Origin of the sequence: Saccharopolyspora erythraea (assembly GCF_018141105.1) — a bacterium.
Taxonomy (GTDB): domain Bacteria; phylum Actinomycetota; class Actinomycetes; order Mycobacteriales; family Pseudonocardiaceae; genus Saccharopolyspora_D; species Saccharopolyspora_D erythraea_A.
The window spans coordinates 468,025-490,164 of sequence record NZ_CP054839.1 but is presented as its reverse complement, the minus strand read 5'-3'; the positions used below and the strand labels follow the sequence as shown (position 1 = coordinate 490,164).

The 22,140-nt window shown below is 72.7% G+C and carries 21 protein-coding genes; 14 read left to right on the top strand and 7 right to left on the bottom strand.

The window, feature by feature from the left end; translation table 11 throughout:
• Positions 1-16: 16 nt before the first annotated feature.
• On the bottom strand, positions 17-505 hold the full coding sequence (locus HUO13_RS02300; protein ID WP_009947449.1) for a CarD family transcriptional regulator: 489 nt from the start codon (positions 503-505) through the stop codon (positions 17-19).
• Positions 506-806: 301 nt separating this feature from the next.
• Between HUO13_RS02300 and HUO13_RS02295 the strand changes: the two genes are divergently transcribed.
• The 3 genes from HUO13_RS02295 (at position 807) to disA (ending at position 4,142) form a co-directional block, all read left to right on the top strand.
• Positions 807-1,448: a copper chaperone PCu(A)C gene (locus HUO13_RS02295; RefSeq protein WP_249124400.1), complete on the top strand. Its 642-nt coding sequence runs from the start codon at positions 807-809 to the stop codon at positions 1,446-1,448.
• A 202-nt stretch (positions 1,449-1,650) separates the two neighbouring features.
• Positions 1,651-3,033, top strand: a complete 1,383-nt coding sequence (radA, locus tag HUO13_RS02290) for a DNA repair protein RadA (protein ID WP_211899853.1) — start codon at positions 1,651-1,653, stop codon at positions 3,031-3,033.
• Complete coding sequence (gene disA, locus HUO13_RS02285) at positions 3,030-4,142, top strand: DNA integrity scanning diadenylate cyclase DisA (protein ID WP_211899852.1); 1,113 nt, start codon at positions 3,030-3,032, stop codon at positions 4,140-4,142. Before radA ends, disA begins: the two co-directional genes overlap by 4 nt.
• Before the next feature lie 45 nt (positions 4,143-4,187).
• Here disA and HUO13_RS02280 read toward each other — a convergent pair whose 3' ends face one another.
• On the bottom strand, positions 4,188-4,754 hold the full coding sequence (locus HUO13_RS02280) for a hypothetical protein (protein ID WP_249125025.1): 567 nt from the start codon (positions 4,752-4,754) through the stop codon (positions 4,188-4,190).
• Positions 4,755-4,943: 189 nt separating this feature from the next.
• Between HUO13_RS02280 and HUO13_RS02275 the strand changes: the two genes are divergently transcribed.
• The 6 genes from HUO13_RS02275 to HUO13_RS02250 all read left to right on the top strand — a co-directional run bounded on the left by HUO13_RS02275 (position 4,944) and on the right by HUO13_RS02250 (position 10,089).
• Positions 4,944-5,477, top strand: coding sequence for a beta-class carbonic anhydrase (locus tag HUO13_RS02275; RefSeq protein ID WP_211899851.1), 534 nt, complete (start codon positions 4,944-4,946; stop codon positions 5,475-5,477).
• Between the two features lie 57 nt (positions 5,478-5,534).
• On the top strand, positions 5,535-6,443 hold the full coding sequence (locus HUO13_RS02270; protein WP_211899850.1) for an A/G-specific adenine glycosylase: 909 nt from the start codon (positions 5,535-5,537) through the stop codon (positions 6,441-6,443).
• Positions 6,444-6,446: 3 nt separating this feature from the next.
• Positions 6,447-6,974 (top strand): 2'-5' RNA ligase family protein, encoded by a 528-nt coding sequence (locus HUO13_RS02265; RefSeq protein WP_211899849.1) that lies wholly within the window; start codon positions 6,447-6,449, stop codon positions 6,972-6,974.
• A gap of 157 nt (positions 6,975-7,131) precedes the next feature.
• The gene (locus HUO13_RS02260) at positions 7,132-7,809 is read left to right on the top strand and encodes an ATP-binding cassette domain-containing protein (RefSeq protein WP_211899848.1); all 678 of its coding nucleotides are present in this window, start codon (positions 7,132-7,134) and stop codon (positions 7,807-7,809) included.
• A complete protein-coding gene (locus HUO13_RS02255; RefSeq protein ID WP_211899847.1) occupies positions 7,806-9,746 on the top strand; it encodes a YhgE/Pip domain-containing protein in 1,941 nt (646 codons plus the stop codon). Before HUO13_RS02260 ends, HUO13_RS02255 begins: the two co-directional genes overlap by 4 nt.
• A gap of 34 nt (positions 9,747-9,780) precedes the next feature.
• Positions 9,781-10,089, top strand: a complete 309-nt coding sequence (locus HUO13_RS02250) for an antibiotic biosynthesis monooxygenase family protein (RefSeq protein WP_211899846.1) — start codon at positions 9,781-9,783, stop codon at positions 10,087-10,089.
• Positions 10,090-10,160: 71 nt separating this feature from the next.
• Here the strand turns inward: HUO13_RS02250 and HUO13_RS02245 are convergent, their stop codons facing one another.
• Positions 10,161-11,762: an FUSC family protein gene (locus tag HUO13_RS02245; protein WP_211899845.1), complete on the bottom strand. Its 1,602-nt coding sequence runs from the start codon at positions 11,760-11,762 to the stop codon at positions 10,161-10,163.
• A gap of 47 nt (positions 11,763-11,809) precedes the next feature.
• Between HUO13_RS02245 and HUO13_RS02240 the strand changes: the two genes are divergently transcribed.
• Entirely contained in the window at positions 11,810-12,316 is a 507-nt protein-coding gene (locus tag HUO13_RS02240) for a MarR family winged helix-turn-helix transcriptional regulator (RefSeq protein ID WP_211899844.1), read from the top strand.
• A 56-nt stretch (positions 12,317-12,372) separates the two neighbouring features.
• On the opposite strand, the gene HUO13_RS02235 is transcribed toward HUO13_RS02240, so the two are convergent.
• Positions 12,373-13,395, bottom strand: coding sequence for an endonuclease/exonuclease/phosphatase family protein (locus HUO13_RS02235; protein ID WP_349253359.1), 1,023 nt, complete (start codon positions 13,393-13,395; stop codon positions 12,373-12,375).
• Positions 13,396-13,511: 116 nt separating this feature from the next.
• Between HUO13_RS02235 and HUO13_RS02230 the strand changes: the two genes are divergently transcribed.
• Together HUO13_RS02230 and HUO13_RS02225 are read left to right on the top strand one after the other, a co-directional pair.
• Entirely contained in the window at positions 13,512-14,480 is a 969-nt protein-coding gene (locus tag HUO13_RS02230) for an ATP-binding cassette domain-containing protein (RefSeq protein WP_211899843.1), read from the top strand.
• Positions 14,477-15,307, top strand: a complete 831-nt coding sequence (locus tag HUO13_RS02225) for an ABC transporter permease (RefSeq protein ID WP_211899842.1) — start codon at positions 14,477-14,479, stop codon at positions 15,305-15,307. The genes HUO13_RS02230 and HUO13_RS02225 overlap by 4 nt, the downstream gene beginning before the upstream one ends.
• A 298-nt stretch (positions 15,308-15,605) precedes the next feature.
• On the opposite strand, the gene HUO13_RS02220 is transcribed toward HUO13_RS02225, so the two are convergent.
• A complete protein-coding gene (locus HUO13_RS02220; protein ID WP_211899841.1) occupies positions 15,606-15,893 on the bottom strand; it encodes a hypothetical protein in 288 nt (95 codons plus the stop codon).
• 264 nt (positions 15,894-16,157) lie between these two features.
• On the bottom strand, positions 16,158-19,295 hold the full coding sequence (locus HUO13_RS02215; protein WP_211899840.1) for a BTAD domain-containing putative transcriptional regulator: 3,138 nt from the start codon (positions 19,293-19,295) through the stop codon (positions 16,158-16,160).
• 162 nt (positions 19,296-19,457) lie between these two features.
• Here HUO13_RS02215 and HUO13_RS02210 point away from each other — a divergent pair, with 162 nt between their 5' ends.
• Positions 19,458-20,231, top strand: a complete 774-nt coding sequence (locus HUO13_RS02210; protein WP_249124399.1) for a DedA family protein — start codon at positions 19,458-19,460, stop codon at positions 20,229-20,231.
• A 36-nt stretch (positions 20,232-20,267) separates the two neighbouring features.
• Here HUO13_RS02210 and HUO13_RS02205 read toward each other — a convergent pair whose 3' ends face one another.
• Positions 20,268-20,771, bottom strand: a complete 504-nt coding sequence (locus HUO13_RS02205) for a MarR family winged helix-turn-helix transcriptional regulator (protein ID WP_211899838.1) — start codon at positions 20,769-20,771, stop codon at positions 20,268-20,270.
• A gap of 97 nt (positions 20,772-20,868) precedes the next feature.
• On the opposite strand from HUO13_RS02205, the gene HUO13_RS02200 reads away from it, so the two are divergent.
• Positions 20,869-21,945, top strand: coding sequence for an FAD-dependent oxidoreductase (locus HUO13_RS02200; RefSeq protein WP_211899837.1), 1,077 nt, complete (start codon positions 20,869-20,871; stop codon positions 21,943-21,945).
• Positions 21,946-22,140 lie beyond the last annotated feature (195 nt).

The following is a 22,140-nucleotide window of genomic DNA, read 5'->3' as shown; positions in this document are numbered from 1 at the left end:
CCGGTTGCGGTGGTGGTCAGACTGCGGTGGCAAGGACTTCGTCCAGCAGGGTCTCCGCCTTGCCCTCGTCGGTACCTTCGGCCAGCGCCAGCTCGCTGACCAGTATCTGACGAGCCTTGGCCAGCATGCGCTTCTCGCCTGCGGACAGGCCACGATCCTTCTCGCGTCGCCAGAGGTCGCGCACCACTTCGGCCACCTTGTTCACATCGCCGGATGCGAGCTTCTCGAGGTTGGCCTTGTACCGACGGGACCAGTTGGTCGGTTCCTCGGTGTGCGGAGCACGCAGCACGTCGAAGACCCGATCGAGACCCTCCTGACCGACGACGTCCCGGACACCGACGATCTCGGCGTTGTCGGCGGGAACGCGTACGGTCAGGTCACCCTGCGCGACCTTCAGGACGAGGTACTGCTTCTCCTCGCCCTTGATCACACGAGTCTCGATTGCTTCGATGAGCGCGGCACCGTGATGCGGGTAGACGACGGTCTCTCCGACCTTGAAAACCATGTGTCCTCTGCCCCTTTCGCTATGCCCAGTTTAACACGGGCCACAACCGGGCCTCGACCGCCTCACCATCCGTAATCGCAGGTCAGGCCATGGGCGGGGGTTGACAAACGACCGCCGGGCATGCAAGGCGCACCCCTTCGGGACCATGAAATGATCCATTGTGGACGGACGGTGGAGATCGTCGCGGCACCCCCGGCGGCGGGTCCGGGCGGTGCCCGGGCAGGGGGCTCGGCCGACCCCGCGCTCGCGGGGGATTAAGCTCCCTCCCGGTTGTCCGGCAATCAGGAGGGACGCTGCAACCGTGAGCCGCCCACAGCACCAGAAGGCCGTTCGCCTGCGGTTGGCCTCGGCCGCACTCGGACTCGGCGCCGTCGTCGCACTCGGAGGATGCAGTGCCGGTCAGGTGACCGAGACCGACACCCAGGTCGCCGCCGTCAGCGGCGGGAACGGGACGGTCAAGGAGATCGCCGTCCGCGACGCGCAGATGACCTTCCCCGAGCACGGCAGCGTCTACCGGGCGGGCTCCTCCGCCCCGCTGAAGCTGGTCCTGTCCAACGACGGCGCCGTCGACGACCGCCTGGTCCAGGTCTCCAGCACCTACGCCGCCACCGCCCAGATCGAGGGCACCAGCGACCTGCCCGCGGGCACCGCCCTGCACGCCGACGGCGCGCGGCAGGAGTCCGGGCACGCGACGACGCAGCAGGAGCCGACGTCGAGCCACGCGCCGACCGCGAGCAACGCGCCCAGCGCCCAGGGCGGCCCGTCCGACCAGCGCGAGATCCGCATCACCCTCAACGGCCTGACCCAGGACATCACCCCCGGGGTGACCATCCCGGTGACCTTCGTCTTCGAGAAGGCCGGCGCGGTGACGGTGCAGGTCCCGATCGGCCCCGACCACAAGCCGCGCCCCGAGCACGGCGCCCCCCACGGCTCCGGGCACTGACCCCGGCCAGAGCCACCGACAGGGCCGTCCGCGACCAGCGGGCGGCCCTTCGTCGTGTCCGGGGCCGGATGCCGGCCCGCTGCACGGCGTGTGGCGGGGTGCGGCCGGCCCACCCGACCAGGGACATGCCGTCGGGTGGGTGAGCCCGGGCCGCCCGGGTGGTCGCCACGACGTAGTCGGATGCGGCAGATAGCCTCGCGCAGTGCCCCCGAAGAACGCCCGTACCGCCCGCCCCGGCTTCCGCTGCGCCGACTGCGGCCACGAGGTGGCCAAGTGGGTCGGTCGCTGCCCGAGCTGCCAGGCGTGGGGCACGATCGACGAGGCCGCCGCGGCGCGGCCCGCGCTGGCCAAGGTCGCCGCGGGCGCCCCGGCCACCCCCGCCCGCCCGATCGCCGAGGTCGACCTCGACTCGGCGCGGGCCGTATCGACCGGCATCGGCGAGCTCGACCGCGTGCTCGGCGGCGGCATCGTGCCCGGCGCGGTGGTGCTGATGGCCGGTGAGCCCGGGGTCGGCAAGTCCACGCTGCTGCTGGAGGTCGCCCACCGCTGGGCCGCGACCGGCAAGGGCGGGCCCTCCCTCTACGTGACAGGCGAGGAATCCGCAGGTCAGGTGCGCCTCCGGGCGGAGCGGACCGACTCGGTGCACCCGCAGCTCTACCTCGGCGCCGAGAGCGACCTGGGCTCGGTGCTCGGGCACGTGGACTCGGTCAAACCCGGCCTGCTGATCGTCGACTCCGTGCAGACCGTGCAGTCGCCGGAGGCCGAGGGCAGCCCCGGCGGCGTGACGCAGGTGCGCGCGGTGACCTCCGCGCTGGTCGCGCTGGCCAAGGAGCGCGGGCTGCCGGTGCTGCTGGTCGGTCACGTGACCAAGGAGGGCTCCGTCGCGGGCCCGCGCGTACTCGAACACCTGGTTGACGTGGTGCTGCACTTCGAGGGCGACCGGCACTCCTCGCTGCGGATGCTGCGCGGGGTCAAGAACCGCTTCGGCCCCTCCGACGAGGTGGGCTGCTTCGAGCAGCGCGACGACGGCATCGCCGAGGTCGCCGACCCCTCGGGGCTGTTCGTCAACCGCCAGGAGACGCAGGTCGAGGGCACCGCGGTGACGGTCATGGTCGAGGGCAAGCGCCCGCTGCTGGCCGAGGTGCAGGCGCTGGTGACGCCCACCCAGATGACGATGCCCCGGCGCGCGGTCAGCGGCCTGGACTCCGCGCGGGTGTCGATGATGCTCGCGGTGCTGGACAAGCACGGCGGTGTCAAGACCGGTGACCAGGAGGTGTTCGCCGCGACCGTCGGCGGCATGAAGGTCTCCGAGCCCGCCGCCGACCTCGCCGTGGCGCTGGCGGTGGCCTCGTCGCGCCGGGGCGTGCCGCTGCCGTCGAACGTGATCGCCGTGGGCGAGGTCGGGCTGGCCGGCGAGATCCGCCGGGTCAACGCCGTCGGCCGCAGGCTCGCCGAGGCCGCCCGGCTCGGCTTCGACCACGCGCTGGTGCCGCCGGACTCCGGTCCGCTGCCGCGCGGCGTGCGGACGACCGTCGTGCCCGACATCCGCGCCGCGCTGCGCGTCCTGAAGCGGGCCCGGGCGTGAACGAGAAGCTGCGCGCCACGCTCGGCTGGCTCGCGCCCGGCACGGCGCTGCGCGACGGCCTGGAACGCATCCTGCGCGGCCGCACCGGCGGGCTCGTCGTGCTCGGCTACGACGAGGTGGTGGAGTCGCTGTGCGACGGCGGCTTCCATCTCGACGTCGAGTTCAGCGCGACCCGGCTGCGCGAGCTGTCCAAGATGGACGGTGCGGTGGTGCTCTCCTCGGACGCGACCCGGATCGTGCGCGCCAACGTGCAGCTGGTGCCCGACGCCGGCATCCCGACCGACGAGTCGGGAACGCGGCACCGCTCGGCCGAGCGCACCGCCATCCACACCGGCTACCCGGTGGTCTCGGTGAGCCAGTCGATGAGCATCATCAGCCTGTACTTCCAGGGCCACCGCCACCTGCTCATCGGTTCGCCGGACATCCTCTCCCGCGCCAACCAGGCGCTGGCGACGCTGGAGCGCTACACGGCGCGGCTGGCCGAGGTCGCCCAGACCCTGTCGGCGCTGGAGATCGAGGACTACGTGACGCTGCGGGACGCGATGACCGTCGTGCAGCGGCTGGAGATGGTGCGCCGCATCGCCGACGAGATCGAGGTCGACGTGGTCGAGCTGGGCCAGGACGGCAGGCTGATCGAGCTCCAGCTCGACGAGCTGGTCGGCGCCGAGCGGGACACTCGCGGCACCAGGCAGGGCCGCCGGACGCTGGACCGGGTCGACATCGACCGGGAGCTGATCGTGCAGGAGTACCTGCCGACCGGCGGTCCGATGCCGACCTCCGAGGAGGTCGCCGAGGCGCTGGCCAAGCTGGACGGGACCGCCCTGCTGGACCTCACGGCGATCGCGAAGGCGTTCGGCTACCCCGGCACACTGGAGGCGCTGGACCAGCACCTCCAGCCGCGCGGCTACCGGCTGCTGGCCAGGGTGCCGAGGCTGCCCGCCGTGGCCCGCAAGCAGCTCGTCGAGTACTTCGGCTCGCTGCAGAACCTGCTGGCGGCGACCGCCGAGGACCTGAGCGTGGTGGAGTCGGTCGGCGAGTCGCGGGCGAGGCAGGTCCGCGAGGGCCTGTCCCGGCTGGCCGAAGCCTCGATCATGGACCGCTACGCCTGATCGCCGAAGTCCTGGCCCCGTCCGCCGCAGCGAGGTACCCGCGCGCTACGCCTGACCGATCAGGCGGAACGGCACAGGCCGGCTGGTGAGCCCGCCGAGCTTGGCGACCAGCAGGTATTCCCCGGCGGACGCGACCTCTGCGGTCGGCGGGCATTCCGGCGCCGAGCGCTCGCCGGTCCACAGGACGTCGTTGTGCACCGACTGGCCGGGCCGCAGCAGCGGGACCTCGTTGGTGGACTCGCGGTAGCAGTCGTTGCTGCCCCAGACGTGCTTGCCGTCGGGTGTGGTCACCAGCAGCTCGCGCAGCTCGCGGTTGGTGTCGCGCAGGCATGCGCGGTCGCCGTCGTTGATCACCAGGATGCGCAGGCCGACGCCGTCGCCGAGGCGGAACTCGGGCTTGAGGGGTTCGGCCACGATCCGCAGCGCGGGGTCCGGGCACACCGTCGGCGGTGGTGGCGGCGGAGGCGCTGAGGCCGCCCGCGGTTGCGGCTCGCCACCGGTGACGGCCACGACCGCCCATCCCGCGAGCCCCACCGCCAGGGCGGCGGCGGACAGCGCGACCGCCCTGCGACGCCAGTACACCGCGGTCGGCAGCGGTCCCATGGGGTCCATCACGCCACCGAAGGTAGCCCCGCCGCTACCGAGCGTGCCCGAAGCCACGCTCACCTGATCAGGCGTATCGGGAAATGTGGTGTGGATCAGGAAAGCCTTGTCAAAACGCCACGCCACGGGTTCCCTCGGACGCAGTAGCCGCGCCGCGACGCGGACCCCGACGTTCGGCCACACCTGCCGGGAGGAACAGTGACCGCCTGCGACGAGATCGTGCAGCGCAACGAGCTCCACGTCCGCGATGCCAGCGATCCCGGACTGCCTGCGCAGCCGTCGCTGCGGGTCGCGGTCGTGACGTGCATGGACTGCCGGATCGACCTCGGCGCGAGCCTCGGGCTGCACGCCGGCGAGGCGCACGTCATCCGCAACGCGGGCGGCGCGGTGACCGACGACGTCATCCGGTCGCTGGCGATCAGCCAGCGCAAGCTCGGCACCCGCGAGGTCATGCTCGTGCACCACACCGGCTGCGGGCTGGCGACCTTCACCGAGGGCGAGTTCAAGGACGAGCTGGAGGCCGAGACCGGCCAGCGGCCGTCGTGGTCGGTGGAGACCTTCGCCGACGCCGAGCAGGACGTGCGCCAGTGCATGGCACGCGTGCGGCGCAGCCCGTTCCTGGGCCTGACGACGAGCCTGCGCGGCTTCGTGGCCGACATCGGCACGGGTGCCCTGACCGAGGTCTCCGAGACCGCCGCCGACGCCTCCGCCCCCGCCGGGGCGCGCGGCTGACAGCGGCCCGGACCGCCGGCCGGACCGGCCGGCGAGCCTGGCACTATCGGAAGCGACATGAAGATCGGTGCCGAACGAGATGCCGCCACCTCCCCGCTGAACCCCGTCGAGCTCATCGACTGGTTCGCGGCGACCGCGCGCCCGCTGCCGTGGCGCGCGGTCGGCACGACCGGATGGGGTGTGCTGGTCAGCGAGACGATGCTCCAGCAGACCCCGGTGGCCAGGGTGCAGCCCATCTGGGAGGAGTGGATGGCGCGCTGGCCGCGCCCCTCCGACCTGGCGGCGGCGAGCCAGGCCGAGGTGCTGCGCGCGTGGGGCAAGCTGGGCTACCCGCGCCGGGCGCTGCGCCTGCACGAGGCCGCCACCACCATCGCCGCCGAGCACGGCGACGTGGTCCCCTCCGACGTCGACACCCTGCTGGCGCTGCCCGGCATCGGCGCCTACACGGCCCGCGCGGTCGCGGCCTTCGCCTACGGCAGGCGCGCTCCCGTCGTGGACACCAATGTCCGCCGCGTCGTGGCCCGCGCGGTGCACGGCGCCGGTGACGCGGGCCCGCCGTCGACCAAGCGCGACCTCGCCGACGTCGAGGCGCTGCTGCCCGACGGCGACGCCGAGGCCGCCCGGCTGTCGGCGGCGCTGATGGAGCTGGGGCAGGTCGTCTGCACCGTCCGCTCCCCCGCGTGCGAGTCGTGCCCGATCGCCCACGACTGCGCCTGGCAGCACGCGGGCAGGCCCGCCTACGCCGGTCCGCCGAAGAAGGTCCAGAAGTTCGCGGGCACCGACCGCCAGGTGCGCGGCAAGCTCCTCGACGTGCTGCGCGGCACCGAAGGCCCGGTCACCCGCGACCAGCTCGACGCGGTGTGGGCCGACGCGGGCCAGCGCGACCGCTGCCTCGACTCGCTGCTGGTCGACGGGCTGCTGGAGCAGACCGACGACGGCCGGTTCGCGCTCCCCGGAGAGCACTGAGCCATGGCGCACGCTCTCGGGCTGTTCTTCGACGACTCCGCCGAGGAGGCGGTCCGGGCGCTGTGGAAGCGGCTGGAGGCGGCCGGGGTGCCGAGCCTGGCCTCCCGCGGGCACCGCAGGCACCGGCCGCACGTCACGCTCGCCGTCGCGGGCAGGATCCCCGAGGGCGCGCGACGCGACCTGCGCGCCGAGCTGAGCCTGCTCTCGGTGCCTGACCTGTGGCTCTACACGCTGGGCACCTTTCCCAGCGACGAGTCGGTGCTGCTGCTCGGCGCTGTCGTCGACACCGAGCTGATCGCGGTGCACTCCGCGGTCCACGACGTGCTGGCGGGCAAGGTCTCGGCCCCGTCGGCGTACTACTTCCCGGGCGCGTGGATCCCGCACTGCACGCTGGCCATCGGGATCACCGGCGCCGAGCTGGCAACGGGCTTCGCCGAGCTGTGCCCGCCGGAGCCGATCCGGGCGCCGGTCAGCGAGATCGGCGTCATCGACACGCGCACCGGAGAGGTCGAGCCCGTGCTGGCGCTCTGACCCCGGCTCCGCCAAGTTCATTCCAACGGGGCATCCGGGCAGCCGCCCGGAACGGCCTGCTCCACAGTGGAGATCGCGCGGGCGGCTGTTACGAGTTGCCCACGTCCTCGCTGGCAGCCACTTTGGATCAGCCAGCGTGCGACGTTAGGAGCCTGCTGTGGACATCGACGGCGCCGACTTCTTCGCCAGGGGCATCACCGCGCTCGGCCCCGAAGGCATCGTCTTCGAGAACGTGGACCTTCGGTTCCGGCCCGGCGATCTCGGCGTGGTCACCGGTCCGGGCGGCAGCGGCCGGACCGCACTGCTGTACGCGCTGGCAGGCAGGCTGCGGACGGTCGCCGGATATCTGGAGGTCTCGGGCTACGTGCTGCCCGCGCGGGCCAGGGCGGTGCGCAGGCTGGTGCTCCCCGCGCGGCTGCGCCCGGGTTTCGAGCTGGAGGACAAGTACCGCGTGCGCGAGGCCGTGACCGAGCAGCGGCTGATCTTCGGGGTTTCCGAGCTCGACGTCGAGAAGTCCCTCGCGGCCGTGGGGCTGGACCCCGACCCGTGGGCGCTGGTCTGCGAGCTGCACCCGGCCGAGCGGCTGCTGCTGTCGGTCGCGCTGGCCATCGCCGCCGAGCCCGCCGCGATCGTGGTCGACGACATCGACGTGGGCCTGCCGCGGGGCAGCCGCGCGCGGGTGTGGTCCGCGCTGCGGGCGGTCGCCCAGACCGGCATGACGGTGGTCGCGGGCTCGACCGACGCGCCGCCCGGTGACGCGGCCGTGGTGCACCTGCCGCTGTTCCAGTTCGGCGAGCCGACCGAGATCCTCTCGTGGAACGGAGGGTTGCGGTGAAGGCGATCAGGCTTGCGCGACTGGAGTTCCTGCGGTTCCGCGGACCGCTGCGGCGCTGGGTGCCGCTGGTGCTGATCCTGGTACCGCTGCTCTACGGCGGGCTCTACCTGTGGTCGAACTGGGACCCCTACGGCAGGCTCGGCGCGGTGCCGGTGGCCGTGGTCAACAACGACCACCCGGTGCGCCACGACAAGGAGCTCATCGACGCGGGCGGCCAGTTCGTCGAGCAGCTCAAGGCCGCCCGCACCTTCGACTGGCACTTCACCGACAGCGCCGACGCGCGGAGCGGCCTGGAGCAGGGGCGCTACTACTTCACCATCGAGGTTCCGCGCGACTTCAGCGCGAAGCTGGCCAGCGCCGCCGACGCCGAGCCCAAGCGGGCCGAGCTGCTGGTCACCAAGAACGACGCGAACGGCTTCATCGTCGGGATCATGGCCGACACCGTAAGGTCGCGGCTGCAGAACCAGATCAACGCCGCCGCCCACGCCAGCTACGCCCGCGCGCTCTACGGCGAGCTGGACCAGGCCCGCGAGAAGCTGCAGATGGCATCGGAGGCGTCCAAGGAGCTGGTCAAGAGCTCCGAGCTGGGTGAGCAGGGCACGGCCGCGCTGACCAAGGGCCTCAGCGGCGTGCGGGACGGCGCGGGCCGGATCTCGCGCGGGGTCTCCGACATCTCCTCGGCGACCGCGCAGCTCGACGCGCAGATCGGTGACCTCACCGAAGTCGCCACCGAGAAGCTGCCCGACGCGGTCGGCACGGTGGTCGGCGCCAGCGGTGTCGCGGTGCGCACCCTCGACGAGATCAGCACCGCGACCGCGGCCGTCCGCGACCGGTCCGCGACGGGCGCGACCGACCTGGAGGAGCTGGCCCGCAAGCACCCGGCGGTCGGCGACGACCCGGTCTACCGGCGAGCGCTGGACAACGCCCGGAAGCTCTCGTCCACCGCCACCGCCACCTCCAATGCCGCCGAACGCGCGCTCGGCACCGCGCAGGAGGCGGACTCCCGGGCGCGGGCATTGCAGAAGGACGTCCAACCGCTGCGGGAGCAGGTGCGGGAGAGCACCGGGCCGATGGAGACCCTCACCAAGGGCACCGGCGAGCTCGAAGCCGGGTCCAAGGGCGTCACCAGCGGGCTCAGCACGCTGGTCGCCAACAGCGGCGTGCTGCAGACCGGCGCGGACCAGCTCAACAACGGGGCCAAGCGCATCCAGGGGCTGGTCGCGGGCGGCCTCGACCAGATCCCGCCGACCAACCCGGGCCAGGTCGCCCAGGCCGCCGACGTCCTCGCCTCGCCGGCGCGGATCGAGACCGCCAACCTCAACCCCGCCGCGGTCTACGGCCGCGGCCTGGCCCCGTTCTTCTTCTCGATCGCGCTGTGGGTGTTCGGCCTGTTCGCCTACCTGGTGCTCAGGCCGCTCAACTTCCGCGCGGTGGCCGGACGGGTCGGCGCGACGACGATCACGCTCGCCGGCTACCTGCCCGCCGCGACGCTCGGAGTGGTCGGCGGGCTCCTGCTGTACGGGGTGGTCGACCTCGGACTCGGCCTCCAGCCCCGGAACATGTGGTGGACGATCGGGCTGGTCGCGCTCGCGGCCGCGGCGTTCGTGGCCATCGACCACCTGCTGCGCACGGCGTTCGGGGCGGTCGGCGGACTGCTCTCGCTGGTGTTGCTGATGGTGCAGCTCACCGCCTGCGGCGGGCTCTACCCGGTGGAGACCACCCCGGGCCCGTTCCAGGTGATCCACCCGTACCTGCCGATGACCTACCTCGTAGACGGCCTGCGCGTGACGATCTCCGGTGGCCTGACCGAGGTGCTGGTGGAGTCCGCGGTGATGCTGGCGGGCTTCCTGGTGGCGGCGCTGGCCATGACCACCGCGGTGGTGATGCGGCAGCGGATGTGGACCATCGGCAGGCTGCACCCGCAGGTAGCGCTGTAGTGGCAGCGCCCGGCCGAATGCGTAGGCTTGCTATATGGCGGTTGTGAAGATCAATGCGATCGAGGTCCCCGAAGGCAAGGGCCCCGAACTGGAGAAGCGGTTCGCGAGCAGGCACGGCTCGGTGGACAGCGCACCGGGCTTCCTGGGCTTCGAGCTCCTGCGCCCGGTCAACGGCGAGAACCGGTACTTCGTCTACACCCGGTGGGAGACGGAGGAGGACTTCCAGAACTGGGCCAAGGGCCCGGCCAAGGAGGCCCACGCCGGTGAGCACAAGAACCCGGTGGCCACCGGATCCAGCCTGCTGGAGTTCGAGGTGGTCCAGGAGTCCAAGCCGCAGGGCTGAGACCGGCGCGACCCGAGGTCTTCCGGGTTGGCATGGCGACCCGGAAGACCCACGGGTTTTGCGGCGGCCGGTCAGGTCGTCGGCGACGCCGGTCTCGTCGGCAGTGCGGAGTCCGCCAGCGCGTACGCCCGGTGCGAGACCTCGAGCAGTTCCCGCGTAGGCAGCTCCGCGTCGCGCACCTCGCCCTGTGCGACGTCGTAGGCGTCGTGCAGCTCGACCAGCGCGGCGCGCAGCGCCTGCGGGCGCGGCGGGGTCTCCGCGCTGAGGTCGCGTACCCGCGCCAGTGCCCGGTGCACCCGCCCCAGCCAGGGTCCGCGGGGCGCCAGCCACGCCACCCCCACGGCGATCGCGCCGCCGAGCAGCGTGGCCCAGAAGCGGTTCGAGGCCAGCTCGGCCGGTTCCGCGGGCGTGGCCAGCCCGCTGACGAGCAGGGCGACCGGCGTCGCGAAGAACAGACCCAGGGCGTAGTTGGCCATGACGGTCATCTCCGCACCCCACTGCAACACCGCCAGCACCACGACCAGCACCCACGGAGCGGGCTGCGCCGCCAGCACCGCGACACCGGCGAGCACGCCGAAGACCGTGCCCAGGACGCGCTGGATCATCCGCGGCACCGAGGTCGACGTGCTGGTCGCCTGCAACACCGACACCGCCGACACGGCGGCCCAGTACGCGTGGCCGATGCCCGCCAGGTCGGCCAGCGCGCCGGCCAGCAGCGCCGCGACGCCGACCCTGGCGGCGTAGGGCAGCAGCCAGCTCGCATGACGCTTCGGGCGCAGCGCGGCGCGCATGACGCCGCGGACGAGCACCCAGCGCGACCGCGGTGCGGGCGGCACGGCCGTCACCGCGGACCGCCCGGCCATCGGGAGCCGCCGGCCGGCGCCGACAGCGGTGGCGGCGGCGCGCAACGCGTTCACATCCGCGTCGCCGGCCTCCACGATCAGGGCCTCACAGGTCTCCACCGCGCGCACCAGGTCGAGGTGCGCCCTCGTCTCCCGGTGGCGTCGACCGACGAGCGCGACGCTGTTCCAGGCGGTCTCGACCGCGACCGCGGCGCGGTGGCGCGTATCCAGGTCGCCGCCCGGCGCCAGGTGCGCCGCGGTGGCCTCCAGCGCCGCCGCGACGGCCCTGCGCTGCGGCCCCAGCCCGCTGACCACGGCACCCGCGGTGCCCACCGCCCAAGCGAACGCGGCGCTGGCGGCTGCGACCGCGAGGTGCGGGCCGAGGTCGGCGGGTTCCAGCGCGAGGTGCGCGCAGGCTCCGGTGGCGAAGGCGAAGATCAGCCCGCCGGGCGCACCGACCTTCGCCGCGGTGGCGGCGGCGGTGGTCACGGCGCCGACCACCGCCGTGCCGAGCAGCGCCAGTGCCTCGTGCCAGACGTGCCCGGCGCCGAACACCGCGATGAGGTCGCCGGCCGCGACCGCCACGACCATCGTGGCGGCCACCGCCGCCAGCGTCCGCGCCTGCTGGCGGTAGGGCTCGCTGCGGCCGTAAACGCTGGTCAGGGCGCCGAACACGGCACCGGCGGCCAGGTCGAGGCGGTCCAACTGGAGGAGCACGGCCATCGGCGCGAGCACCGAGACGAAGGCCCGGGTCGCGGGCCAGACCACCGGCCCGCCCCTGCGCAGCCGGAAGGTGTCCCCGAGACGTCGAGTCAGCACAGTGGTCGGCACGTGCTGCTACGCTAGCCGAAGTATTTCACGAGTGAAACAACAGTGAGATGAAACGTACACCCGATCTGATCGACACCGCCCGGTCGCAGTGGCGGGAGGTCCATCCCGGCCTGGACACCAGCAGCATCGACGTGGTCGGACGCGTGCTTCGGGCCTCCGCCGTCCTGCGCCAGCGCCTCGACGCCGCCTTCGCCGAGGAAGGGCTCAACCGGGCGGAGTTCGACCTGCTCTGCGCCCTGCGGCGGTCCGATGCCCCGGTGACGCCGGGACGCCTCAACGGCCTGACGGTGTCCTCCGGTGCGGCCACCACCAAACGGATCCAGCAACTCGCCGAGCGCGGCCTGCTGGAACGCGCCGTCGACGCGCGCGACCGGCGCAGCGCCCGCATCGCCCTGACCGAGCGGGGACGCGAGGTGATCGACCGGGCGTTCCGCCGGAACCTGGAGGCCGAGCGGCAGCTGCTCTCCGGCCTGGACCCCAGTCGTCGCCAGGAGCTGGTCACCGGGCTGGCCGATCTGCTGGCCGCGTTGGAAGGTCCGGGGCCGCTGGGCTGACGCGGACGGACGGCCCCTCATCGGGGCAGGGTCACCCCCGGCTCCGTGGCGGTCCGTCAGCGCCCGACGACGAGGTGCGCGACGACGGCGCGGTGGTCGGCGCCCGCGACCTCGAACGTGCGGTAGTCCTGCACCACGACACCCTCGCTGACCAGCACGTGGTCGATCGTCACCGGTGGCGGCAGCCAGGCGTCGGCGCGCGGCCACGTCGGCCGCAGGCCGGCGCCGGTGACCTCGGCGGCGTCGGCGTAGCCGCGGCCGAGCAGACCGCGCAGCGGGCTGTGGTCGAGCGTGGCGTTGAAGTCCCCCGCCAGCACCCTCGGCGGCCGGCTCTCGGCGGGCGTGTGCGGCAGGACGGTGATCTCGCGCTGCCAGTCCCCCACCGTGTCGCTGCCGACCGGGATGACCGGGTGCACCGCGACGAGCTCGACGTCCCGGTCGCCGGGCAGGTCCACCAGCGCCGACGGCTGGCGCATCGTCGTCGGCGGCACCAGCGCCAGGCTCCGCAGCGGGTAGCGCGAGGCGATGCCGGTGCCCTCGGCCCCGGCGTGGGCCTCGAACACCCGGTGCGGCATCAGCTCGCCCAGGCCCGCTCGGTCCAGCGCCGCCGCCAGCTCGGGGGTGAGCTCCTGCAGGCTCAGGACGTCGATCCGGTTGCTGCGCACCAGCTCGACGACCCGCGCCGCGTCGGCCTCGCCGAAGTAGAGGTTCGCCGACATCACCTTCAGCGGGGTGCCCTGCACGGGGGTCGGCGGGTCCGGGATCGCGCGCGGCGCGACCGACGCCACCAGCGCCGCGGTCACCAGGCCGACGACGAGCGTAGTCAGCCAGCGGCGCAGCACCAGCGCCAGCACCACCAGCACCAGCCCGGCCGGCACCGCGTACTGCGTCAGCGCCACCAGCGCGGCCGCGTAGCGGTTCGAGTCGTAGCCGGTGAGCGGCAGCGCGGCCCATCCGGCGAACACCAGCGCCGCCAGCACCAGCAGAACCGTGACCGCCGGCGACTTGCGCCGGCCGGGCTCGCGGTCCTCGTCGGCTTCGACGTCGTCGAGCGTCCCCTCCACCTCTCCCCCCACCACGTCGGTTCCGGGCTGACACGGCCTGTTCCCCAGGTCACCCAGCCTGTCAGCGCTGTGTGCGAAGTCTGTCAGCGGGTGCGCCGAAAGTGGGACGCGGAGCCCCAGAAGGAGGTTGCATGTCATTCGCGATCCAGGCCGAGGGTCTGGTCAAACGCTTCGGTTCCACCACGGCGCTGGCGGGCGTCGACCTGGAGGTGCCCGCCGGTTCGATCCGCGGGGTGCTCGGCCCCAACGGCGCGGGCAAGACCACCGCGGTCCGCATCCTGGCGACCCTGCTGCGCCCCGACGCCGGGCGCGCGGTCGTGGCGGGCCACGACGTGGTGCGCCACCCGGTGGCGGTGCGCAACCGCATCGGCCTCGCCGGGCAGTACGCGTCGGTCGACGAGGAGCTGACCGGTACCGAGAACCTCGTCCTGATCGGCCGCCTGCTGGAGATGACGCGCCGGGACGCGCGGGCGCGCGCGGCCGAGCTGCTCGACCGCTTCGGGCTCGCCGACGCGGGCGGCAGGGCCATCAAGACCTACTCCGGCGGCATGCGGCGGCGGCTCGACCTCGCCGCGAGCCTCGTCGGCCGCCCGGAGGTGCTCTACCTCGACGAGCCGACCACCGGGCTGGACCCGCGCAGCCGCAACCAGGTCTGGGACATGGTCCGCACCCTCTCCGGCGAGGGCGTGACGGTCCTGCTGACCACCCAGTACCTGGAGGAGGCCGACCAGCTCGCCGACCGCATCAGCGTGATCGACCGGGGCCGCGTGGTCGCCGACGGGCGCGCCGACGAGCTCAAGCGCCGCATCGGCGGGCAGACCTTGCAGGTCCGGCCGAGCGCGCTCGCCGACCTGCCGACGGTGCGCACGATCCTCGCCGAGCTGACCGGCGCACAGCCCAAGGTCGACGACGACAGCGGGCTGCTGACCGCGCCGGTCGACGACCCGGTGCTGCTGTCGACGCTGGTGCGCAGGCTCGACGACTCGGGCATCACCGCCGACGAGCTGGCGCTGCGGCTGCCGAGCCTGGACGAGGTGTTCCTGGCGATCACCGGCGAATCGGCCGGCCTCGACGACGAGAAGGAGGGCACGGCGGCATGACGACGACCCTGGAACCCACCCCGGGCGCGACCAGCGCGGCGCCCGCGCCCTCCGCCGAGCGGGTCGGTCCGCTGCGGGCGATCCGGCACGGCCTGACGCTGGCCGGGCGGAGCATCCTCAAGATCCGCAAGTCGCCTGCCGGGCTGCTCGACGTGACCCTGCAGCCGATCCTGTTCCTGGTCATGTTCGTCTACCTCTTCGGTGGCGCGATCTCCGGTGACACCGGCGCGTACCTGCAGATCACGCTGCCCGGTGTGCTGGCGATGAACATGGTCTTCGCCAGCCTCGGCACCGGTATGCAGCTCAACAACGACATCACCAAGGGCGTGTTCGACCGGTTCCGCAGCCTGCCGGTCGCGCGGTCGGCGCCGCTGATCGGCGCGGTGCTGGGCGACGTCGTCCGCTACGTGGTGTCGATCGCGGTGCTGCTGGTGTTCGGCACGATCATGGGCTTCCGCATCCAGACCGACGCGGTTTCGGTGCTGCTGGCGGTCGTGATCGTGATCGCCTTCTCGCTGGCGATGTGCTGGATCTCGGTGTTCCTCGGGATGCTGATCCGCAGCCAGCAGGCGCTGCCGGGCGTGGCGATGTCGTTCATGTTCCCGCTGACCATGGGCAGCAACGTGTTCGTGCCGCTGGAGACGATGCCGGGCTGGTTGCAGGCGTGGAACGGGATCAACCCGGTGACCAAGCTCGCCGACACCGCGCGGGGGCTGATGATCGGCGGGCCGGTGGCCGGGCCGCTCACCGCGACGCTGATCTGGATGGTCGTGCTGGTGGCCGTGTTCTTCCCGCTGGCCATGTGGGCCTACCGCCGCCGGGTCTGACCCGGGCCGCTCGCCCGGGGCGTTTCGGGGAACTTCCCGGGCTCGAGCGCACTCGTCCCCTTCCGCGATCTGGACGCGGGAGGGGACGAGTCGTTTTCGGCGGCATTCGCGGCGGCGATTTCGGCGAATTCCGCCGGACGTGTCAAATAATCCGCTCCGGAATTGGGAAACCGGTTCGCGAACCGACCGCATGTTCGGCGCAATGCCAACGACCCCGCTCGGCGAGGACGCAAAAATGTGCCGGCCCCGTGAAGGGACCGGCACATTCGTCACCGACGTTGCGAGAGCGCGGAGCGGCTCAGTCCTCCTGCGGGGCGGCGGTGGCCGAGCCGCCCGCACCTCCGTTGGAATTCGGGTTGCAGCCACCGGCGGCGTTCGGGTTCGCGACACCGACCTCGACCAGGCAGCTCAGCGCGTTCGTGGAGTTGCCCGCGTTGCCGCCGTCACCGCCGCCGCCGTTCTGGGCCGCGGCAGCCGCGGTTGCCGCGCCCGCGGCACCGGCGTCGGCGGCGAAGGCCGGGGCACCGGCCGCCACCGCGGCCGCAACGGCGGCGGCCACTCCCAGGATTCGAGCGTAGTTGCGCATGCTGTCCCATCCGTAGAAACGAGATATGATTTTCACGCCTGCCGACCGCGCACTCGGACACCTCGAATTGCGAGCATCCGTTCTTGATCGACTTCGCCAACGCTAGGGATCACCGGCGCGCTCGGCAAACCATGTAACGCCATCGAATTCCAAAAACACCCTTATCGGACCAGTGATCACGCACCGCTGATCTTCGATTGGGAATTCGCCAGTCTTACAGGGCATCGCCTTCCACTGACCGTGGCGCGGGCGGGGCTTCGCCTGCTAAGCGCGCGGGCCGAGCACTTCCCGGAGCGCGGCGAGCGCGGCCTCGTGGGTGAGCGCGGCGCCGCGGTCGCGTTCGGACCGCAGGTCCGGTGCGTCCAGCGCGGGCAGCACCGCCCGGATGTCGGGGTCGCCCTCGTCGAGCATGCCGCGCAGCGCGACCGCGACCCCGAGCAGGTAGGACGCCTGGCGGTGAGCTCCGGCGGCGAAGCGCAGCAGGGCCGTCTGCTCCGCGATCATCGCGATCGTCGGCATCATCGGGATCTCACCGCTGCTGTCCAACGACTCGCGCAGCCGGGTGCGGGCGTCGTCGAGCCGGTGTTCGTCGATGTCGGCCCGCGCCTCCATGGCGAGCGCAACCTGGCGCAGGGGCGGCGGGGTCATCGGCGAGGCAGCCAGCAACTCGCGCGCCTGCGCGAAGTAGGCGCGCGCCCGCTCCACATCGCCCGCGCGGCGGGCGGCTTCGCCCAGCGCGGTCAGCGATCCGAGCCGCGCGAACTCGGCGAAGGAGGCCGCGGCCAGTTCGTCGGCCTGCTCCAGGCAGCGGCGGCCCTCCGCGATGTCGCCCGCCCGCACGTGCTCCATGCCGATGCGCACCATGGTCGGCACGACCTCTTCGTCGGAGCGCAGCTCACGCAGGGTCTCGGCGGACTCCTCCAGCGCCTCGACGGCCCCCGCGTGGTCCCCGCGCAACGACCGGAACCCGGCCAGGCTCCCCATCGACTGGGCGATGCCCCAGCGGTCGCCCAGCTCGCGGAACGCCCGCGCCGCCGCCCGCATGTGTTCCTCGCCGCCTGCCGCGTCACCACCGTGCTCGGCGCCGAAAGCGCGGGAGAACAGCGCCGCCGCCCGCGCCCACGGGTCGGGGTGCTCGAGGTTGCGCCGCACCGCGGCGTCCATCTCGGCCCAGTCGCCGACGAACATCCACGCCATCGGCTCCATGATCGTCACGTACAGGTAGCGGCGGGCCGCGCCGGTGTCGCGCAGCCGGGCGGCGGCCGCCCCGATCCGTTCGGTCCACGAGGCGGTCTGGCTCATCATCGCCTGGATGAAGTCCAGCACCGCCCTGCCCTCCGGCGGGGCGTCGCCCGGCATCGAGGTCAACGCCTCGAGCCGGGAGACCAGCTCGCCGTGGGCCGACATCGACCAGTACCACGCCAGCGCGCCGCCCATCCGGACGCCGAGGCCGGCGTTCTGGCTGCTGATCGCCCAGCGCAGCGCGGTCATCAGGTTGTCGTGGTCGGCGTCGAGCCGCGCCAGCCACTCCACCTGCTCGGCACGGTGCAGCCGCGGCGAAGCGGTTTCTGCCAGCTCGACGAAGTGTTCCGCGTGCGCGGTGCGCACCCGGTCGCGCTCGCCGGACTCGGCGAGCCGGTCGTCGCAGTAGGCGCGCACCGTCTCCAGCATCCGGTAGCGGTCACCGTCGACCGCCTCCACGAACGACTTCTCCACCAGCGAGGACAGCACGTAGAAGACGTCATCGGCGGGCAGCCGCACGTCCGAGCACACCGCCGCCACCGACTCCGCCCGAGCCGGGCCCGCGAACACCGACAACCGACTGGCCAGCAGGCGCTCCGGTTCACCGAAAAGGTCCCAGCTCCACTCCACGACCGCGCGCAACGTCCGGTGCCGAGCGAGCGAAGCGCGGTTTCCGCTGGTCAGCAGCCGGAACCGGTCGTCGAGCCTGGCGGCCACCTGCCGCACGCTCATCGCCCGCAGCCGCGCGGCGGCCAGCTCGATGGCCAGCGGCATGCCGTCGAGCCGCCTGCAGACCTCGACCACGTCGGCGGTCGTGGCGTCGTCGAGCACGAAGCCGGGCCGCGCCGACCGCGCCCGGTCGGCGAACAGCCGGACGGCGTCGGCCTCCAGCGGCGCCTCACCGTCCGGCAGGCCCAACGGGCCGACCGGCAGCAGCTCCTCCCCGGTGAGCGCCAGCGGCTCGCGGCTGGTGGCCAGCACCCCCAGCTGCGGGCACCAGGCCAGCAGGTCCTGCACGAACTGCGCGGCGGCACCGATCACGTGCTCGCAGTTGTCCAGCACCAGCAGCGCGGGAGCACCCGACAAGCCGTCGACAAGCCTGGTCATCGCATCCGCGGGCGTGGTGTCGAGCAGCCGGGTCTCGCGGACCCCGACCGATGCCAGCACCGCGGAGGGCAGGTCCTCGCCCTGGCGCACCGACGCCAGCTCGACGAACCACGCCCGGCGATCGTCGACACCGGCCGCGGTCTCGGTCGCCAGCCTGGTCTTGCCCGCCCCGCCGGGTCCGAACAGCGTGACCAGCTTCGAGCGGCCCATAGCGGCCCGGACCTGCTCGATCTCGGCCTCCCGGCCGACGAAGCTGCTCAGCCTGCTCGGCAGCACCGGCGGCCGGTCCCGGTGCTCGCGAGGCTCGCCGCGCAGCACGGCGCCGTGCAGGTCGCGCAGCTCCTGCGACGGGTCGACGCCCAGCTCGTCGGCGAGCCTGCGGCGCAACGCCTCGTAGGCGCCGAGCGCGTCGGCCTGCCGCCCCGCCGCGTACAGCGCCCGCATGCGCAACCCTGTGAACCGCTCCCGCAGCGGGTGGCGGGCGCAGAGCCCGTCCAGCTCGGCGACGAGCTCGACCAGTTCGACGGGCTCTCCGTCTCGCCCGGCGCGCAGGTCGGCATCGATGCGGTCCTCCATGGCACCCAGGCGCAACTCCTCCAGCCGGGCCGCCTGTGCCGCGGCGAAGGGCGCGTCGACGAAGTCGACGAGCGCCCCGCCGCGCCACAGGCGCAGCGCGTCGCGCAGCGTGCGCGCGGCCGCGGCGAAGCGGCCGTCGCGGAGCAGGCCGCGGCCCTCGGCCGCCAGGCCCGCGAAGCGGTGCGCGTCGACGTCGGCGGCGTCGGCCTTGAGGGCGTAGCCCGTCGCGGCCGACTGGAGCACGAGGTCGTCGGGGAGCGCGCGCCGGGCGCGGGAGACCAGCGACTGGAGCGCGTTGAGCGCGCCCGACGGCTGGTTGGCGCCCCACAGGTCGTCGATGAGGGTCTCGGTCGGCACCGTGCGGCCGGCGTCCAGCGCCAGCCGCGCGAGCAGCATGCGCACCCGTGCGCCGCCGACGTCGATCGGGTGACCGTCGGCCGCGCACAGCCGGAACGGGCCCAGCACCGCCACTCGCACCCCGACAGCTTCGCAGAGAGCGGCGCGCGTGCGCTCCTGGATTGCCGACGGTCCTGAGCACCCCCTCAGGAATGGCATAGATCACACTGCCGACGACGGAAGTGCGCCCAACGGCTGGGATCATGGCGATAACGGACATACCGCCCCCGCTTGGAGACGTTCATGCCCCTGCCAGCCACTGCCACCGCCGAACCGACGGGCTTCACGGGGTGGGTGATCGGGGTCATGGAAGCGCTCGGCGGACCCGGCGCTGGCTTGATCATCGCGCTGGAGAACCTGTTCCCGCCGATCCCCAGCGAGCTGATCCTGCCGCTGGCCGGGTTCACCGCCAGCCGCGGCGGGATGACCGTCGGCGGCGCGATCTTCTGGACGACCCTCGGCTCCCTGCTCGGCGCGCTGGCTCTCTACGCCCTCGGCGCGAAACTCGGCAGGGAGCGCACGCACGCCATCGCCGCGAAGATGCCACTGGTCAAGCTGGAGGACGTCGACCGCACCGAGGCGTGGTTCGCCAAGCACGGCGTCAAGGCGGTGTTCTTCGGCCGGATGATCCCGCTGTTCCGCAGCTTCATCTCGCTGCCCGCCGGCGTCGACCGGATGCCGGTGAGCACGTTCGTGCTGTTCACCACCCTCGGCAGCCTGGTGTGGAACTCGATCTTCGTGATCGCCGGTTTCTACCTGGGCGAGAACTGGCACCTCGTCGAGCAGTACGCGGGCGTGCTGTCGAAGGCCGTGCTGGTCGCGGTGGCGGCGGCCGTGGTTTGGTTCGTCGTCAAGCGCGTGCGACAGGACCGCCGGACGAAGAACCAGGCGGAGGCCCCGACGGAGGAGTTCGCGGCGGTGGGCGTCGGCGCCGGACCCTTCGAAGGCGCCACGTCGCGGATCCCGAGCCGGGAGCCGAGCGAGGCTCCGACCGTGCAGTTCCGCCGCGTCCGCTGAGGAGCCGCACACCCGGCCTGACGTGGCCGCGAGGAGCTACGCGCCCGGGACGCCGTTCTCGATGAGGATGCGACCGATGGCGTCGGCCAGCCGCTTTCGCTCGGCCCGCGGCAGCGCGCCGCCCATCTCCTCCAGCCGCGCGGCGACCGCCGAGTGCGACTCGTTGCCCAGCCGGACGCCTTCGGCCGTCAACGCGATCCGGCACGCCCGCCGGTCGCGGTCGTCGCGCACGCGCTCCACCAGGCCGCGGCGCTGAACCCGGTCGACCAGGCCGGTGAGGCTGGACTTCTCCAGGTGCAGCAACCGGCTGAGCTCGCCCATGCCGATCGGTCCGTCGATGAGCATGCAGAGGAGCTGCGCCTGCTGCGGAGTCAGGTCGAAGTCGCGGTTGACCTCGGCGAACACGTGCTGCACCAGGTGCGTCAGCCGCACCAGCCCGGCCGCGAGCCCGGTCTCCATACCGCACTCGGCGCCGTGATCGGCCCCTCGATCGGTGCCGTGATCGGCTCCCCGGCCTGGCTCCGCAAGCGTCTCGGTCATCACGTCCCTCCGCGATCAGTGTACTTGACGTTGGTTCGCATCACGAACTAATGTAGTTCGTAGTACGTACTGTTGGTACTACGAACTAGGAGGGGTCATGACCGCAACCGTGGCCGTGCTGGGTGGGGGATACGGCGGGATGGCCGTCGCGAGGGCGCTCGACGACGTCGCCGCCGTCGTGCTCGTGGAGCCCCGGGACGCTTTCGTCCACAACGTCGCCGCGCTGCGCGGTGTCGTCGACAGGGAGTGGACCGACCGGCTCTTCTACCGCTACGACCGGTTGCTCGAACGCGGCCGGGTCGTACGCGACCGGGCCGTTCGCGTGTCCGGAACCGAGATCGCGCTCGGCTCGGGGCAGACGATCGAAGCCGACTACGTCGTCCTCGCGACCGGCTCGTCGTACCCGTTCCCGGCGAAGATCGACGCGCTGGACAGCGCCGGCGCGAAGGACAGGCTCCACGCCACGCGGGACTCGCTGGAGCGTGCCGACCGGGTCCTGCTGCTCGGCGCCGGACCGGTCGGGCTGGAGTTCGCCGGCGAGATCAGGGCGGTGTGGCCGGAGAAGGCCGTGACCATCGTGGACCCGGCCGGTGACGTGCTGCCCGCGTTCCCCGCGGAGTTCCGCAGCGAGCTGCGCAGGCAACTCGAGGAACTGCGGATCGAGCTCGTCATGGGCACCTCCCTGCGCGAGCAGCCCCCGTCCGAGCCCGGCGAGCACAAGACCTTCACCGCCACGACCGGGACCGGCGCGGAGATCACCGCCGACATCTGGTTCCGCTGCTTCGGCGTCGAACCCGCGACCGGCTACCTCGCCGGCGACCTGGCAGCCGCCCGCACCGCGGCCGGCCACGTCGAGGTCACCTCCGACCTGCGGGTGCCCGGCCAGGAGCGGGTCTTCGCCATCGGCGACATCACCGCTCTCCCGGAAGCCAAGATGGCGAAGTCCGCGGGCGACCACGCCGACGTGGTCGCGGCCAACATCCGCGCGCTGATCAACGGCGGGGGCGAACCCCTGACCACCTACGAGCCCGCGCCACCCATGATCGCCTTGCCTCTCGGCCCGAAGGGCGGCGTCTCCTACACAGCCGACACGGGCGTCCTCGGCCCCGACGTCACCTCGGAGATCAAGGGCGCGGACCTCAGGGCGGGCCACTACGCCGAGCTGTTGGGCTGACGCCACGCCCCGGCCGTCAGGGTGGGGCGCGTGGGCTTTCGGGGCAGTTGCTCTTGCGGGTCGCGGTGAGAAGCGGTGCGCGTGGGTTTGCGGGGATTCACCCTGGCCTTGCGGGTCGCGGTGGGTGGGTGCTTCTGGGGCGCTCGCCGCCCCCAGACCCCCGGCAGGTCTCCGGGATGAGGGCCCTTGCTCGCA